Annotated in this window: 17 protein-coding genes; 6 read left to right on the top strand and 11 right to left on the bottom strand. The window is 58.4% G+C overall.

Translation table 11 applies throughout. From position 1 onward, the window contains the following. Positions 1-145: 145 nt before the first annotated feature. From Q0Y21_RS15320 to Q0Y21_RS15295, 6 genes are all read right to left on the bottom strand, one after another. Positions 146-1,339, bottom strand: coding sequence for a YbfB/YjiJ family MFS transporter (locus Q0Y21_RS15320; protein WP_297797364.1), 1,194 nt, complete (start codon positions 1,337-1,339; stop codon positions 146-148). 72 nt (positions 1,340-1,411) lie between these two features. After that, a complete protein-coding gene (locus tag Q0Y21_RS15315) occupies positions 1,412-2,074 on the bottom strand; it encodes an SCO family protein (protein ID WP_297797362.1) in 663 nt (220 codons plus the stop codon). Between the two features lie 22 nt (positions 2,075-2,096). Beyond that, positions 2,097-3,029 (bottom strand): heme o synthase, encoded by a 933-nt coding sequence (gene cyoE / locus Q0Y21_RS15310; RefSeq protein WP_297797360.1) that lies wholly within the window; start codon positions 3,027-3,029, stop codon positions 2,097-2,099. Continuing rightward, a complete protein-coding gene (locus Q0Y21_RS15305) occupies positions 3,026-4,081 on the bottom strand; it encodes a COX15/CtaA family protein (RefSeq protein ID WP_297797823.1) in 1,056 nt (351 codons plus the stop codon). The genes cyoE and Q0Y21_RS15305 overlap by 4 nt, the downstream gene beginning before the upstream one ends. A gap of 81 nt (positions 4,082-4,162) precedes the next feature. Beyond that, a complete protein-coding gene (locus tag Q0Y21_RS15300; RefSeq protein WP_297797358.1) occupies positions 4,163-4,810 on the bottom strand; it encodes a hypothetical protein in 648 nt (215 codons plus the stop codon). Beyond that, a complete protein-coding gene (locus Q0Y21_RS15295) occupies positions 4,791-5,531 on the bottom strand; it encodes an SURF1 family protein (RefSeq protein ID WP_297797356.1) in 741 nt (246 codons plus the stop codon). The genes Q0Y21_RS15300 and Q0Y21_RS15295 overlap by 20 nt, the downstream gene beginning before the upstream one ends. A 50-nt stretch (positions 5,532-5,581) precedes the next feature. Between Q0Y21_RS15295 and Q0Y21_RS15290 the strand changes: the two genes are divergently transcribed. After that, positions 5,582-5,785, top strand: a complete 204-nt coding sequence (locus tag Q0Y21_RS15290; RefSeq protein WP_297797354.1) for a twin transmembrane helix small protein — start codon at positions 5,582-5,584, stop codon at positions 5,783-5,785. A 7-nt stretch (positions 5,786-5,792) separates the two neighbouring features. Here the strand turns inward: Q0Y21_RS15290 and Q0Y21_RS15285 are convergent, their stop codons facing one another. The 3 genes from Q0Y21_RS15285 to coxB all read right to left on the bottom strand — a co-directional run bounded on the left by Q0Y21_RS15285 (position 5,793) and on the right by coxB (position 9,516). Then, complete coding sequence (locus tag Q0Y21_RS15285) at positions 5,793-6,680, bottom strand: cytochrome c oxidase subunit 3 (protein WP_297797352.1); 888 nt, start codon at positions 6,678-6,680, stop codon at positions 5,793-5,795. Positions 6,681-6,751: 71 nt separating this feature from the next. Next, positions 6,752-8,338: a cytochrome c oxidase subunit I gene (gene ctaD, locus Q0Y21_RS15280; RefSeq protein WP_297797350.1), complete on the bottom strand. Its 1,587-nt coding sequence runs from the start codon at positions 8,336-8,338 to the stop codon at positions 6,752-6,754. Between the two features lie 53 nt (positions 8,339-8,391). Continuing rightward, positions 8,392-9,516 carry a cytochrome c oxidase subunit II gene (gene coxB, locus Q0Y21_RS15275; protein ID WP_297797348.1) on the bottom strand — a complete coding sequence of 375 codons (1,125 nt, stop codon included), beginning with the start codon at positions 9,514-9,516 and terminating at the stop codon, positions 8,392-8,394. A 260-nt stretch (positions 9,517-9,776) separates the two neighbouring features. On the opposite strand from coxB, the gene Q0Y21_RS15270 reads away from it, so the two are divergent. The 3 genes from Q0Y21_RS15270 (at position 9,777) to Q0Y21_RS15260 (ending at position 12,343) form a co-directional block, all read left to right on the top strand. Then, positions 9,777-11,048, top strand: a complete 1,272-nt coding sequence (locus Q0Y21_RS15270; protein ID WP_297797346.1) for an MATE family efflux transporter — start codon at positions 9,777-9,779, stop codon at positions 11,046-11,048. Positions 11,049-11,246: 198 nt separating this feature from the next. Continuing rightward, on the top strand, positions 11,247-11,894 hold the full coding sequence (locus Q0Y21_RS15265; protein ID WP_297797345.1) for a hypothetical protein: 648 nt from the start codon (positions 11,247-11,249) through the stop codon (positions 11,892-11,894). A gap of 62 nt (positions 11,895-11,956) precedes the next feature. Next, the gene (locus Q0Y21_RS15260; protein ID WP_297797343.1) at positions 11,957-12,343 is read left to right on the top strand and encodes a DoxX family protein; all 387 of its coding nucleotides are present in this window, start codon (positions 11,957-11,959) and stop codon (positions 12,341-12,343) included. Here Q0Y21_RS15260 and Q0Y21_RS15255 read toward each other — a convergent pair. After that, positions 12,288-14,108, bottom strand: coding sequence for a diguanylate cyclase (locus tag Q0Y21_RS15255; RefSeq protein WP_297797340.1), 1,821 nt, complete (start codon positions 14,106-14,108; stop codon positions 12,288-12,290). The two genes, Q0Y21_RS15260 and Q0Y21_RS15255, sit on opposite strands and share 56 nt — an antisense overlap. Positions 14,109-14,266: 158 nt before the next feature. Between Q0Y21_RS15255 and Q0Y21_RS15250 the strand changes: the two genes are divergently transcribed. Continuing rightward, positions 14,267-14,497, top strand: a complete 231-nt coding sequence (locus Q0Y21_RS15250; RefSeq protein ID WP_297797339.1) for a DUF1653 domain-containing protein — start codon at positions 14,267-14,269, stop codon at positions 14,495-14,497. 114 nt (positions 14,498-14,611) lie between these two features. Continuing rightward, complete coding sequence (locus tag Q0Y21_RS15245) at positions 14,612-15,934, top strand: Na+/H+ antiporter family protein (RefSeq protein WP_297797337.1); 1,323 nt, start codon at positions 14,612-14,614, stop codon at positions 15,932-15,934. A gap of 376 nt (positions 15,935-16,310) precedes the next feature. Here the strand turns inward: Q0Y21_RS15245 and Q0Y21_RS15240 are convergent, their stop codons facing one another. Beyond that, positions 16,311-16,562, bottom strand: a complete 252-nt coding sequence (locus tag Q0Y21_RS15240) for a YheV family putative zinc ribbon protein (protein WP_297797335.1) — start codon at positions 16,560-16,562, stop codon at positions 16,311-16,313. Between the last annotated feature and the right edge of the window lie 22 nt (positions 16,563-16,584).

Below are 16,584 nucleotides of genomic sequence, written 5' to 3'. Positions count from 1 at the left end.
GTGGTCAGCTAGAGCGGGGTGGAGGGGGTATTTTTCCGCCGGAACATGGGTGTCTGAGCGAAGCGAGTTCCATTTCCAAGGAAAAATACCCCCTCCACCCCGATCAATCCCCACAACCCTCAATCCTGAAAAGAACCCAGACTCCCTACTCAGACCGAGGCACAAAAAACACAAAAACCAGCCCGAAGGCCAGGGCCGCCACGCCAATGCCGAACGCACTGACCAGGGTGCCGCCGCCATCCAGCCACTGCTTGGTCAGCCAGGGACCGACCATCTGGGTGAAGCCATAGAGTGCCACCATGGCCGCGGAGAGTCGGGGACCCTGATGAGGATGAAGTGCGCGGCCGATGCGCTGGGTCAGCAGTACAGTGCCGAGGAAGGTGCTGCCGACCAGGGCGGCGCAGAGGATCAGGCCGATCTCGCCGGGCAGAACGACAGCCGCCAGAACACCCATCAGCTGGATCATGAAGTTCAGTTTCAGGGCCGGCAGGTCACCGATTCTGGCGCCCAGCTTGTTCCAGATCCAGGGGGCGGGAATGGTGGTCAGGGCGACAATCAGCCAGGTTCCGTTCAACAGCCAATGGCCGGCCGCCAGCTCCAATTTTGCCAGCAACGGCAGGAAGGTCATCGGCAGGATGTAGCCAAGACCGGCACCGGCGTAGGACAGGAACAGCGGAATACTGGCGCGGTCGAACAGGGGACTGGTGGTGGGTCCGGCGTTGTGGTTATTTTCGTGCTGGCGAACCGGTACGTCCAGCTTCATCAGGCGTGCCGCGCCCCACCAGGCCAGGGGGATCGACAACAGGGCGGCTGGCCACCAGCGTTCAGCGCCCTCAAGCCAGTCGGCACTGCCGGTGACCAGACCACTGGACAGCAGCAGGCCGAGGCCCACGCCGATGTAGACCAGTCCGCTCATGGAGGCGCGATTACGTAGCACCAGCCATTCCAGGATCAGCGCCGGCGCCTGTACGAAGACGATGCCATTGGCCACGCCGTTCAGCCAGCGGGCACCGGAGATCACGATCAGGTGGTCGGTCTGGGTCACGACCAGGGTGGTGGCAACGTGTATTGCCAGTGAGACCGGAAGCAGGGTGCGAATCTGGTCAATCCGATGCCAGCGGATCGCCACCATGGCGCCCATCAGGTAGCCAAGGTAGTTCCAGGTCGCAATGGCCGCGCCTTCTCCTGCGCCGAACTGGCCGTCGTCCACCAGGTAGGGCAACAGCGGTGTGTAGATGAACCGGCCCAGGCCATGGACAACAAGAAGAACCACCGCGCCGGCAGCGAGGACCGTATACAGTTCCTGACGTGACGTGCAGCTCTGGCGAGATACGGACATGGCAGACATCCCTGGCAAAAACAGGAGCGCAGTTTAAGCCACAACACTTACGAAGTCAGGGGGCAAGCGTTATTAACTTGCGCGGGCGTGGTTAGCCCTGGCCCACTCATAGATTCGTTCAAAGGCCTCGGCCAGGTCTTCGGGTTTGTGTGGTGGCTGGATCACCGCGATCATTTCGCCGTCGGGATTCAGCAAGGCAAAGTGGCCGCTGTGATCAACCAGCAGCTCACCGTCCACTTCCCGGTGAACGAAAACGGCGTTGAGGCTTTTGGCGATCGCCCGCAACGTTTCCAGGTCTCCTGTCAGCCCGTGGAAGTCTTTGCCGAAGAAATCCAGATACCGCTTCAACTGTTCGGGCGTGTCGTGCTCGGGGTCCGCACTGATCAGCAGATAATCAGGCTGGGGCAGGTCATCCGGCAGTAGATTGTCGGTGCGCCTCAGGTTCGCCATGGCAGCAGGGCAGATATCGGGACAGTTGGTGTAGCCGACGAAGGCAAAGGTCCAGCGCCCCTTCAGATCGTCACGGGTAACCGTGTCACCGTTCTCATCAAGCAACTTGAATTCCGGCAAGGGCCGACCCTGATCGTAAACGTAGGTGTTGAGTTCGGCGAGTTCGGGGGCGGGTGCAGGCGCCCGGTCGCCAGCCAGATACATCTGCCGCCCGACCACAAGACCGAATATCAATATCACTACCAGCAGCAGGATAATGAGGGTCAGGCGAATCGAGCGGTTCATGCAGTCTCCATCAAACAGTTACTCAGAAAAACACGAAGTGGTCTACCAGCAGTACCACAAACAGGGCCATCAGATAGGTGATGGAATACTTGAAGGTCTTGAGGGCGACACGACGATCGTCCCCCCGCAGCAGGCGCAAGGAATACTGCAGGAAACGCAGGCCCAACGCCAGCGCACCCACCAGGTAGATACCTCCGGACATGCCGGTGACGAACGGCAACAGGCTGACCGCCAGCAGCATGAAGGTGTAGAGCACGATGTGCAGCTCAGTGTACTTGTTGCCGTGGGTGACCGGCAGCATTGGAATGCCGGCCTTGGCGTATTCTTCCTTGCGATGGATGGCCAGGGCCCAGAAATGCGGTGGTGTCCAGGCGAAGATGATCAGTACCAGCAGCAGGGCATGGCCCTCTACCTGCCCGGTGACGGCGGTCCAGCCCAGCAGCGGGGGCATGGCACCTGCGAGGCCGCCGATGACAATATTCTGAGGCGTTGCGCGCTTGAGGAACAGGGTATAGACACCGGCATATCCGACCAGGGAGGCCAGGGTCAGCCAGGCGGTCAGAGCATTGACCTGCCACACGAGAATGCCCATACCGGCAGCGGCCAGCAGGGTTGCGAAGCCCATGGCATCCAACGGACTGATTTTCCCGGTGGCAACCGGGCGCTTACGGGTACGGGCCATTACCGTGTCGATCTTCTGATCAACCACATGGTTCACCACTGCAGCGGCGCCGGCAAGAAGGGCGATGCCAAGATTTCCATAAACCAATACTTCCCAACCCGGGACACCCGGTGCGGCCAGCAACATGCCGATCACCGAGGTCAGGATCATAAGCGCCACCACCCGGGGCTTGGTCAACTCCAGGAAATCCCGCCAGGAAATGGACGCTTCTGTCCGCGTATCTGCGTGATTCCCAGCGCTGTGGGCCGGCAGTGTTTTCACATGCTCGCTCATGCCGTCACCTCTCGGTTCATTGTTGTTGTGTGTTGGCTGCTTGCCACGTGTGATTGCGGTTGTTCATGCAGGCGCCACAGCAGGTTGATCACTGACAGCAGCAGGCCTGCACCCATGGCGTTGTGAGCCACGGCAATAGAGAGGGGAATATGGAAGGCCACATTGATAATCCCCAGGGTAATCTGGGCGGCCAGCACCAGGACAACCAGCTTTACGTGCCTGGCCATCTCGGTCTCGCGGGCCTGCCGCCACATCAGTCCCAGCAGCACGGTAAAGTACCCCAACAGGATCAGGGCTCCCAGACGATGGGTAACGTGAATGGCCACCCGACCATCCGCCGTCAACTGACCACCCAGGTAGTTGGGGCCTACGTGCTGGGTTATGTCGAATCCGTGCCGGAAGTCCATATCGGCTGGCCACCATTCACCCTGACAGGTCGGCAGCTCCGGACAGGCAACGGCGGCATAGTTGGACGCCGTCCAGGCGCCCAGGGCGATCTGCAGGATCACCAGGGCCAGGCCACCATAGAGCCATGGACGGAAACGGCTGAACCCGGCCAGCGAAAGGCGGTCGGACGGCGCTTTATGTCTCGCACGTAATCGCAAGGTCAACAGGGTGAGCGCACTGAGCGTGGTGAAGCCACCCAGCAAGTGCAGGGCAACCACCTGGGGCCAGAGTTTCAGGGTCACGGTCCACATTCCAAACGCGCCCTGAAGGACGATGAAAGCGGCGATGAAAGCAGGCAGTTTCAACGGCAGGCCTTCCCGACGGTGGCGAATGGCGTAGGCTGCCAACCCGAACACCACCAGTCCCAGGGTGCCGGCGGCATAACGGTGGATCATCTCCGGCCAGCCCTTGGCGACATCCACCGGCGTCTCCGGGAAACGGGCGTTGGCAATGGCAATGCTCTCGGTGCTCTGCGGTACCGACAGGAAACCATAACAGCCGGGCCAGTCCGGACAACCCAGCCCCGCATCCACCAGCCGGGTCCAGGCGCCTAACATAATAACCACTACTGCAAGCAGCGTGGCAAACAGCGACCAGCGGCCCATGATGCGGGCACGGTCTGATAAGGGCAGCGGTGACATGGCGGCCTGGGGCTGGTTCAAGGTCAGCGTCCTCCGGACATCAGGTTAACCAATCTGGGACAGTTTCATCAGGTGCTTGAGGTCTTTGAGCATGTCCTTGCCGGTGTGCTCATTGCCGTAATGCATCATCACATTGCCGAACGGGTCCACCAGAAGGATTCGCGGCTCGCGGTCGGGCTGAATACCCGCCGGCCAGGCCGGAGCCTGATCACCCCGCGGCTGAAGCCGCTCCATAGCGCTGTACTCATTAGCCCAACGTGCCTCCAGCCCGGCAGGTACATCCGCGATATAAGCCGCTCTGGATAGGCGATCGGCGTTCTTGCCAAGAGCAATGTTGACCTGTCTGGCCAGGTAAAGCAGCTTTTCGCACTCGTCGGTGCACTGGCCGGCCACCACCATCATCATCCATTCAGCGTCGGCCCTTTCAGGTCCGAAGCGGTCGGCCAGGGGTTGCCCGTCAGCCATTTGCAGTTGGAGTTCGGAAACCGGCACCACTGGCTGTACCAGCTCGCCGTTGTTGGTATGGCCGGCCGGATTAAGCCAACCGGTGTAGTACATGATGGTGGCAAACACCATGGGGCCAAAGCCGATGGCGAACAGCAACAGTGCTGTACGTCGGCCTCGGCGAACCTGTTCGGGCGTGGGGCCTCCGGAGTGCTGATCGGATACCTTATTAGCCATTGTCATTGTCATTATTGGCTCCTGTCTTTCGGTAACTCGCTACCACCGTCAATATAACCAGTGCGATGGCCAGTGAAAACCATTGAAACGCATATCCGTAGTGAGTTTGTGGCCCCATCAGATCTGGTTTCCAGTCAGCGCGATACGCTCCGGGCTGTTTCCTTCCGGAAAGCCGGATCACCTTTGATGCCAGGGTCGGCTCCTCCGCCACAGCCTGCGAGCGGGGCAGCGCCTGGACGCGCCGTGGCCAGCCCTTCGACTGCACTGCGTTATCAGCCAGTACCGGAGGTTCGGGAAACTCCGCCACACGCCCGCGAATTTCAAGCACTCCCGCAGGGACATCGATCGCTGGCAAACGGTCACGGGTTCTCGGGGCCTGAACCCAACCACGGTTGACGACGACCGCGGGTCCTTCAAGCGGGTAGAACATCGTCAGCACTTCATAGCCGGGAACACCATCCCGTGTCCGGTTGTCCAGCAGCCAGGTCAGGTCACTGTATCGACCCAGGAGGGTTACCGGACGGCCGTTACTCAACCCGCGCATTTCTTGCCGGGGCCAGCTCAGGCTCTCGGCCTGCTGCTCCCACTGCAGCAACTGCTGCTGTTTTTCTTCAGCCCGCCCAAGCTGCCAGATTCCCAGCCCGACCAATAACGGCAGAAACGCTCCGGCAAACAGCAGTATCCGCCAGTCAAACTGCCACTGACGACGTGGGGACGACCCGGTATCAGGCATGCTCTGCTATAGTGACCTCAGAATAAACACATTCAGAGACAGGAAACCCCATGCTGAAAGCTGTCGTTGTCATACTCATGCTGGCTGTCGTCTTTAGTCTCTTCAGCGGGCTGTTCTTTCTGATCAAGGACGGCGGCAAAACCAACCGGGTGGTGAACTCACTGGCGGTGCGGGTGGCGCTGAGTGTGTTATTGCTGCTGGTGATTGTAATTTCCCTCTGGCAAGGGAGCCTGGTACTGAACCCGACTCCCTGATATCACCTCAGATCACATACACGAAGACAAACAGGCACAGCCAGACCACATCGACAAAGTGCCAGTACCAGGCAGCCGCCTCGAATCCAAAGTGTTGGTCAGCCGTGAAATGCCCCTTGATAATCCGAATCAGCATTATGGTCAGCATCAGCGTGCCCAGTATCACGTGGGCGCCATGGAAGCCGGTGAGCATAAAGAAAGTACTGCCGTAGATGCCGGACCGAAGCGTGAGATCCAGATCCGCGTAGGCGTGAGCGTACTCATAGCCCTGAACGAACACGAACACCAGTGCCAGGGCAATGGTGGCGCCAAGCCAGATCTTGATCTTCTGTCGATGGCCTTCCTTCAGGGCGTGGTGCGCCACCGTGACTGTGAAGGAGGAGGTAACCAGCAGGATTGTGTTGATCAGCGGCAGCCCCCAGGGGCCAATCACTTCCTTGGGACCGGGGAAGGCCTGGGGGTCCGGATTATTGATCAGCGGCCAGGTCGCCTGGAACCCCTCCCACAGCATGTTACTGCTGGCCCTGTCACCTTCCCCGCCCAACCAGGGCACCGCAAACACCCGGGTATAGAACAAAGCGCCAAAGAAGGCTGCGAAGAACATGACTTCCGAGAAGATGAACCAACTCATCCCCCAACGAAAGGAACGGTCCATTTGCGGGCTGTACAGGCCTGACCGGCTCTCTTTAATCACACTCCCGAACCAGCCGAACAGCATGTAGGCCATAATCAGGGCGCCAATAAAAAACAGGATCCAGGATCCGGTAGTCGGCTCTCCCTGCTTGCCGTTCACCATGATCGCGGCAACGCCGTACAGGGTTACCCCGAGACCAACCGTTGCGATGATCGGCCACTTACTCTGTTCGGGCACGTAATAGGTCTGGTTTTCCGCCATGACAGTCTCCGATGGCTTATCCGTTATCGATTGTTGTTGTCCTGATCCGATAATGGCCTACAGGCTCTGTCCTACTTCACTTCGGGTGGTGTCGTGAACGAGTGATAGGGCGGCGGCGAGGGCAACGTCCACTCCAGGCCTTCCGCACCATCCCAGGGCTTGGCCGCAGCCTTCGCGCCCCCCTTCACACACTTGACCACGATCAACAGGAACAGCAGTTGCGTCGCCCCGAACATGAAGGCCCCGATGCTGGACACCATGTTGAAATCGGCAAACTGCAGGGCATAGTCCGGAATACGACGCGGCATACCCGCCAGCCCGAGGAAGTGCATGGGGAAAAATGCCAGGTTCATACCAATAAACGACAGCCAGAAGTGGGTCTTGCCCAGGGTTTCGTCATACATGTGGCCAGTCCACTTTGGCAGCCAGAAATAGGCCGAAGCGAAGATACCGAAGATAGCGCCCGGCACCAGCACATAGTGGAAGTGAGCCACCACGAAGTAGGTGTCGTGGTATTGGAAATCAGCCGGGGCAATAGCCAGCATCAGGCCGGAGAAGCCGCCGATGGTGAACAGAATGACGAACGCCACGGCGAACAGCATCGGGGTCTCGAAACTGAGGGCACCACGGAACATCGTGGCCACCCAGTTAAACACTTTCACGCCCGTGGGTACGGCAATCAGCATGGTCGCGTACATAAAGAACAACTGACCGGCAATGGGGATGCCAACGGTGAACATGTGGTGAGCCCATACCACGAAAGACAGCAGGGCAATCGCACCCACCGCGTAGACCATGGAGGCATAGCCGAACAACGGCTTGCGGGAGAACGCCGGAATGATATGCGACACCGCCCCGAACGCCGGAAGGATCATGATGTACACCTCGGGATGCCCGAAGAACCAGAACACATGCTGGAACAACACCGGATCACCACCGCCGGAAGCATCAAAGAAACTGGTGCCAAAGTTGATATCCATCAGCATCATGGTGACCACGCCCGCCAGCACCGGCATCACGGCGATCAACAGGAATGCGGTGATCAGCCAGGTCCAGACAAACAGCGGCATCTTCATAAGGGTCATGCCCGGTGCCCGCAGGTTCAGGATCGTGGCAATGACGTTAATGGCACCCATGATGGAGGAAATCCCCATGATGTGGACCGCGAAGATAAAGAAGGTGGTACTCGGCGGCCCATACGTCGTCGACAGTGGCGCATAGAAGGTCCAGCCGAAGTTCGGCGCACCGCCGGACATGAACAGGGTGGACACCAGAATCAGGAAGGCACACGGCAGCAACCAGAAACTCCAGTTGTTCATCCGTGGCAGGGCCATGTCGGGCGCGCCGATCATCAGTGGCAGCATCCAGTTAGCCAACCCTACGAAGGCGGGCATGACGGCACCGAACACCATGATCAGACCATGCATGGTGGTCATCTGGTTAAAGAATTCAGGCTCGACAATCTGCAGGCCGGGCTGGAACAGCTCGGCCCGGATTACCATCGCCATGGTTCCACCAAGCAGGAACATGGCGAAACTGAAGATCAGGTACATGGTCCCGATGTCTTTGTGATTGGTCGTCAGCAACCACCGGCTGAAGCCTTTGGCCGGGCCGTGGTGATGATCATCCTGGGCGTGGGTATCTGCAACCGCACTCATGAAAAACCCCCGTTAACGCCTTGTTATTCTGGCTGGTAATGTTATCTGGCGAATCATTCCTGGTTCTTGTACTCGAAGACTTCCTTCGGTGTGACCATCTCACCGGTGTTATTGCCCCAGGCATTACGCTCATAGGTAATCACAGCAGCCAGATCCACTTCACTCAACTGACCACCGAACGCCTGCATGGCAGTACCGGACACACCGTTAACCACGATATCCAGATGGGCATCCATGTCTTCCAGTACAATCTGACTGCCCCGCAGGGCCGGGAAGGCCGGAGGGGCGCCGCTGCCGTCAGCCTGGTGGCAGGCAGCACAGGCACTGGCATAGGTCTGTTCCCCGCGTTCCATGAGCTCCTCCAGGGTCCAGTCTTTTTCGGTCAGCTCGCGCTCACGCTGGGCGGCTTCACGCTGCTCGGCCACCCACTCGTCGTATTCTTCCTGGGGCACCGCCTTGACCACCACCGGCATGAAGCCATGGTCCTTGCCGCACAGCTCCGTGCACTGGCCACGATAGATGCCCGGCTCGTCAACACGGGTCCAGGTTTCGTTGATAAACCCGGGAATGGCGTCTTTCTTGACACCAAAGGCCGGCACCCACCAGGAGTGGATGACGTCGTTTGCCGTCACCAGCAGGCGCACTTTCTTGCCCACCGGAATCACCAGCGGATTGTCTACATCCAGCAGGTAATTCTCGTTCTTTTCCAGCCGGTTATAGATCTCGTCCTTGCTGGTTGCCAGGTTGGAGAAGTAGCCGAAATCTTCCTCAAGATAATCGTACTTCCAGCGCCACTGGTAGCCTGTCACCTTGATGTCCACGTCGGACTCAGCGGTGTCATACATATCCACCAGAGTGGCCGTGGCCGGAATCGCCATGACGACGAGAATGACGAAGGGAATGATGGTCCAGAGAACTTCCACCACGGTGTTCTCGTGGAAATTGGCCGGCTTGTGGCCCTGGGACTTGCGGTGGGCGAAAATAGACCAGAACATCACCCCGAAAACCACGATGCCAATGACAACGCATATCCAGAGGATGGTCATGTGAAGGCTGAAAATTTCATTACTGGTGCCGGTGACCCCGGGAGCCATGTTCAATGTCCAGTCCGCCATGGACCAGGCGGGGAACAATAGGCCGCCCAAAAGGGCACCTGCCCGCTTAGCGTGCACGCGCATACTGTGTCTCCACAGAGTGTTATTCTTGTCGGATTTTGCGTTCAATCCCTCTGTTCTGACGGAGCTCGCACACACCTGTCAGGCCAGAGTGGAAGTCTGCTTATGGATAACTCAGGATTGAGTATAGACACAGATCAAGAAAACGCTAAAAACCGACTAAACCTAAACGTTATAAGCCCGGATTATTAATAATCAAATCACATAAAAGCCTCCCGCTCACCAACACAGATCGGCGTCTATGGGCCCTGGCCTGGCCGCTTATGCTCACCAATCTCACCGTCCCACTGCTGGGACTGGTGGATACCGCCGTGCTTGGTCATCTGGAGAGTCCGCAATACCTGGGGGCGGTCGCTGTCGGTGCCAACCTGTTCAGTATTCTTTACTGGACGTTCGGATTCATGCGCATGGGTACCACAGGGCTTTCTGCACAGGCCTGGGGCCGGCGCGATGAGTTCGCCCAGATCGCATTGTTGTTGCGCTCCATCATCCTGGCGACGGGCATCGGCCTGCTACTTATCGTCTTCCACAAGCCCCTGATCAGTATTGGCCTGACCCTGATGAATCCCAGTGAACGGGTGGCGGAACTGGCCGCCGACTACGCCGCCATACGTATCTGGAGTGCGCCCGCCGTGCTGTGCCAATACACTCTGGTGGGCTGGTTGATTGGAACCCAGTTTCCCCGGGCCCCCATGATCATGCTGATTGTGGCAAACAGCCTGAACATCGTGCTGGACGTACTGTTCGTGACGGTCCTGGGCTGGAATAGCCAGGGGGTCGCCGCCGCCACCGTCATTGCGGAATACTCCGCCGCGGCGATCGGTTTTCGCCTGGTCCTGTTGCGAATGCCGGCGGGACAGTCCTTCAGCCGTGCGTTGCTGGGACAGCTGGCGGACTACCTGCGCATCCTGCAGGTTAACCGGTACATCATGGTGAGAACCATCGCGCTGCTGCTGGTCCTGGCCTTCTTTACCGCGCAGGGTGCCCGCCAGGGAGACACCATCCTCGCCGCCAATGCGGTCCTGCTCACATTCCTGCTGGTCATTTCCAATGGCCTCGATGGCTTTGCCAATGCCGCTGAGGCTCTGATTGGCGAGGCCGTGGGCAAAGGTAGCCGGCGCCGGTTCCGGGTAGTCTTCGGTTCTGCTTTGCGCTGGTCCTTGTGGGGAACCTTGCTGTTCACCGCGGCCTTTGTTTTGGGCGGGCGTTTTCTGATCAACCTGTTAACCGGCATTGAGGAGGTGCGTATTACCGCCTGGCAGTATCTGCCGTGGTTATGGCTACTGCCGTTCGCCGCCGTCTGGGGTTACCTGCTGGACGGGGTGTTTATCGGCGCGACACGAACCCGGGACATGCAAAACACCATGCTGTTCTCCGCCCTGGCGGTCTTCCTCCCGGTGTGGTGGCTGACCACCAGCTGGGGCAACCACGGCCTCTGGTTCTCGCTGATCAGCCTGATGCTGGCCCGCGCCATGACCATGGGGTGGCTGTTTCTCTCCCACACCCGGCATGACCGCTGGTTCGACGCCCCGTAACAGTCAGTCAGGCAAACATTACATGGCCCGATTTTCATGGTGCGGCGGAAGCAGGCGAGTGAATCTGGGCTACAATTGTCGTAAACGGCAGGCTTGTTGCGGTTGCCAGTCCCTGCTTACCTGCCTTCAACAACTATTTAGTGAACAACGGGAGGCGCCTTGCGACCTCAATTCGTTCAGACACCGGCATCTCCTGACATGACTCCACAGGTAGTCCTAAACATCATTGATCAGGCACGACGGCAGGAAGCCCGCTCCGGCACTTTTCTCCGGCAACTGGGAGAGAAGGCATCGTCGCTGCCTGCCACAATCACCATCGAGGGTTACCAGCCGGCCACCTGCCTGTTTCAGTTCGCCGTGGAATATATCGAGATGGCCCCCCGATTGATCGAGTGTGTCGAGGCCTGCGCCCGTGAAGCCGGCAAGTCCGGCCTGTTTGCCCCGTTCATCGACGCTGCCACCCGCTACTTTACCCAGCCTTCGGTACTGCTGGTGCATTACGACGGCCTCGATGGCCTGTTGATCCGGGCCTATCTCTGCCATCGCCTGATGGAAGAAATGTATGAGAATAACCGCTCCATTCGCGCCAGCGACCTCGTGGACATTGAGGCAACTCAGGCCAATCTTCTGGTCCACCAATTAATCGGCGAGCCCTTCGCCAACGAACTGGACGAGGCCATTACCCTGACGGTCTTACAGATAGCCGGCACACCGGATTACTATGAACTCAACCTGGATCCCTTTGTTGAGTACGCACAAAATGCCGCCTGGGACTGGATGCGGCAATACTGGGAGAACCTCCTGGTGAGGAATCATATCCGTTTCTCTCTGGGCAACGGCCTCTGATTGCGGGTAATCTAGCACCTTCCTGAATACCACGATTCCATACTTACCTGACGGAGGCTCCTTTGTTGGACAATGCAGACCTGGGAAAACTGATCATCCGCCTGACCCTGGGCGGGCTCATGCTGTTTCACGGCATCGCCAAGCTGATCCACGGCACAGGGTTCGTTGAGGGCCAGCTGGCTGGCCTCGGCATTCCTGCGATCTTTGCTTACGGTGTGTTTATCGGCGAGCTGCTGGCCCCGTTGATGGTGATCCTGGGTTACCAGACCCGCATTGGCGCTCTGTTGATTGCCTTTAACATGGTGGTCGCCATTGCACTCGTCCACGGGCATGAACTCCTCGCCCTGAGTAGCAGTGGTGGTTGGGCGCTGGAGCTGCAGGGATTTTTCCTGTTTACCGCGGTTGCTCTGATTTTTCTAGGTCCGGGTCGCTACAAGCTGAAGAACTGACCCACTCGACTACTCGGTTGCGACCGGATTCCTTCGCTTGATAGAGCGCCTCGTCCGCCCGCCGGATGAGCGCTTCCGGTTCGCTGCCGCTGTCGGGTGTCATGGTGGCAACGCCGACACTGACGGTCAGGTTGACCGGACCGGTTCCATCACCGGGATATACCGGGTTGTCGGCAATGACCGTTCGCAACCGCTCAGCCACACTCCGGGCGCCCTGCCCGGAAGTAGCGGGCAGCAACACGCTGAACTCCTCACCGCCATAACGGGCGAGCAAATCACCGGAACGCTGAATCTCGTTGGCACAAAGCCCGGCAATGCTGACCAGACAGTCGTCCCCTACCAGATGCCCGAACCGGTCATTGACGCGTTTGAAGTGGTCAATATCCAGCATCAACAAAGAAAGCGAATCTTGCTGTCGACAGGCCCTGTTCCATTCCACCGCCAGTCTTTCATCGAAACGTCTGCGATTGGCCACCTGAGTCAGACCATCGGTCAGCGAGATGTCCTTAAGCTGCTCATTGGCCCGCTCCAGCTCCTCAGTGCGCTCCTGCACACGGGCTTCGAGCGTTTCAGTGGCATGCCTCTGGACCGCCAGCGCATGATCCTGCGCCTCCTGGCGCCATTGCCGCTCCAGATTGATCCGGTAGGCCAGAGCGAACGAGAGCAGGATAACCTCCAGCGCCACACCGAATTGCGGCGCGAATTCGGTCACAAAGGTGCTGGGCAGATAGCCCAGTTTACTGACTGCCAGCACAAGGTGCCCCAACAATAAAGGACTCCAGGCCAGGACATAGAAACCGGCTAGTACCTGGCCCTGACGCCAGACCCAAAGACCAACGAGCCAGGCTAGAGGAGTTACAACGGCGGCAAACGCACTGACAATAACAGTGCTGGCCTGATATGCCCCGAACAACCCGAAGACAAACATAAACACGGCCAGTGCAATCACCCCCTGAAACAGGCGAAAGGCGATCGGGCTGAAGCGTTGCAACGACAGAAAGCTCATGGTGAACAACGCCGCAAAGGCAATGTTGAGGGAGATAGCGGGAGCGGTGAAATACCGATTCAGGATCGGCGTGTCCGGCCACAGCCACTGAAACAGCAGCCCATTGAAATTGAGCCAGACCAGAGCCGCTGTTATCACCGTCAGCACGTACCAGAGGTAGGTGGGTTGACGCACGATGAGAAAGACAAAAAAGTTGTACAGGGCCATCGCCAACATAATGCCGAGGAACACCGCCTGCCAGCCGTATGACAGGTGCTCTTCAGCGAGGAACTGCTTAGAGGGCACAATGCGGACAGGAATCTGGACAGAACCCTGTGTTCTCACACGAACATACGCGGTAACCGCCTCGGTATTCGAGGGCACCAGAAACGCAAAATGACGATGGGGAATCGGACGACTGTCAAAGGCCTGGTGATCCCCCGTCCGGTGCTCCTCGACCACTTCACCCTGCTGTACCCAGAAGACTGTCACCTCATCCAGCAACGGATAGCCGATTTCAAGAAGCCGGTTCTCAGGCTCGGGCGGGACATCCACTTTTAGCCAGACGCTGCGGTCACTGAAGCCCAGGTTCAAAACCTTGTGGGGGTCGAACGATTGCCAGCGCTGTTCAGGCAGGGCCATTATGTTTTCAATCGACAGGTCAGTACCCGCATCTTCCAGCCAGGCAAAGTCGGCAGTTTCAGCCTTCAGACAGGCAGGGGCCAAAAGCACCATCACAAGGAGGAGCCACTGGCAGAAGCGATAGGCTGGCTGATTCATAAATAGATATCCGATGCCCGATATCAGTGATTCTGAGTTGCAGACGGCGCAACGCGACCCTTATGCATCCGTGCCAGATTGGTGATAAGTTTAGACGCTTACCGGCGGAAGTTCTCCTGCCTGTAACATAAACCCCACACAACGCCCGGAGACCACGCATGACCGAAAGGAAAACGGAGATCAGGCCAGGGCGCTACCGCCACTACAAGGGTAAGGACTATCAGGTCATCGATATCGCCCGTCACAGTGAAACCGAGGAAAAGCTGGTGGTTTACCGCTGCCTGTATGGCGATCACAGCCTTTGGGTACGACCCCTCTCGATGTTCCAGGAAACCGTTGAAGTGGCCGGCGAACAGGTACCCCGTTTCTACAGGGTCAGTGACGACTGACATCGGACCGGTTTTTGACTGAAGCGATGATTTCCTGCACATTAGCGCGCTTTTTATGATGTCCACCCTCACAAGGGGTCGGATAAACCGTTAATTCCTACCCGGAGTTTTGCCATGAATGCCGTTGTCGCTGCGGTCGCCATCATGCTCGTCCTGAGTTTGTGCCGCATCCACGTTGTTGTCGCCCTGATCATAGGTGCCGTTGCCGGTGGTCTGATCGCCGGTCTGCCTCTGGAAGCCACCATCGAAGCCTTCAACAACGGTCTCGGCGGAGGTGCCACCGTCGCCCTGTCCTACGCCACCCTGGGCGCATTTGCCGTAGCCATCGGCAAATCCGGCCTCGCCCACGCCCTCGCTGATAAAGCCCTGGCACTGGTGGGCAAACAGGACGAAGGCAAAGCCGTTGGCGGCATCCGCTTCCTCATTGTCGGGCTGCTGCTGGCCATTGCTATCTCGTCCCAGAACATCCTGCCGATCCACATCGCCTTCATCCCGCTGGTGGTGCCGCCACTGCTGTACGTAATGGCCAAACTGAACATGGACCGCCGCCTGGTCGCCTGCGTCCTGACCTTCGGCCTGATCACCCCGTACATGTTCCTGCCAATTGGCTTCGGCGGCATTTACCTGAACGAGATCCTGCTGGCCAATGTGGGTGAAAACGGCGTCGATGCCTCCGAACTGAACGTCATGTCCGCCATGGCGCTGCCGGCCCTGGGCATGCTCTGTGGTCTTCTGGTTGCGGTGTTCTTCAGCTACCGCGGCGATCGCAAGTACAACATGGACACCATCGAGCAAACCGAGCGGGTCGACATCCAGTACAACGGCCGCACCCTGTCCATGGCAATGATTGCCATCGTCACCGCGTTTGTCGTGCAACTGTGGCTGGGCTCGATGATCCTTGGTGCCCTGGCCGGCTTCGTGCTGTTTAATGTGTCCGGCGTGGTGAAATGGAAGGAAGCCGACGACCTGTTTACCGAAGGCATGAAGATGCTGGCAATGATCGGCTTCATCATGATCGCCGCCTCCGGCTTCGCCGAAGTCATGCGCGAAACCGGCGAGATCGCCACCCTGGTGGAAAGCTCGGTCGCCACCATTGGTGACAACAAGGCCATGGCCGCCTTCCTGATGCTGGTGGTGGGCCTGCTGATCACCATGGGCATCGGCTCGTCATTCTCCACCATCCCCATCATCGCCGCCTTGTACGTGCCCCTGGCCCTGGAAATGGGCTTCAGCCCGTTGGCCATCGTCGCCCTGGTCGGCACCGCCGGCGCCCTCGGTGACGCCGGTTCCCCGGCCTCCGATTCCACCCTCGGCCCCACCGCCGGCCTCAACGTCGACGGCCAGCACAACCACATCTGGGACACTGTCGTACCCACGTTCCTGCACTACAACCTGCCGTTGCTCGGCTTTGGGTGGTTGGCGGCTATGGTGCTTTGAGTTTGGGAGTTGCCTGCTTTTTGTAGCCTGCCTGATTGGGGGGCTGTGAGGGTGGGGGAAACCAGGGGCAAAACGGAGAAACGTGGTTTCTTTGAATGTTTTGCCCCTGGTTTCCCCCACCCTCACATCGTACTCCAGAGGAATCGCAAAGAAGGCGGAGAAAGAGAACACATTGCCTGAAAAACGCACCAAAGCGATTTCTCAGTGGTCAAAAAAGAGAGGGTCTGGGGGAACATTTCCAAAACATTCAAAGAAACCACGTTTCTCCGTTTTGGAAATGTTCCCCCAGACCCTCTCATCCCCGGACAACCAGGCTACGCGGCCAATCCCCCAATCAATCAGGCTACAAGGTCAAACTCCAGAAGTCAGACCAAGGTCAGTCCTCAGAACCAGCCTTGAAAAACACCACCTGCTTAACCGTATGGTCGTCCTCGTTGTCGCGCTTGTTAACCCGTGTTTCGAGTTCGGGATTAGACGGCTGTTCAGTGTCGGACACCGCATCGGTGAAACCGCAGGCCACGCATTCGCGGACCTGGTCATCATCGTCAGTGGTGAACATCATGATTTTGTCCATCTCCGCACAGCGGGGGCAGACGGCACCGGCGATGAATCGTTTTGGACTCGCCATATGATTACTCCAGTATTCGGGC

This window comes from uncultured Marinobacter sp. (assembly GCF_947259545.1).
Taxonomy (GTDB): domain Bacteria; phylum Pseudomonadota; class Gammaproteobacteria; order Pseudomonadales; family Oleiphilaceae; genus Marinobacter.
Note: the sequence above shows the minus strand (reverse complement) of the source record. Positions and strands in the feature narration are given on the sequence as shown.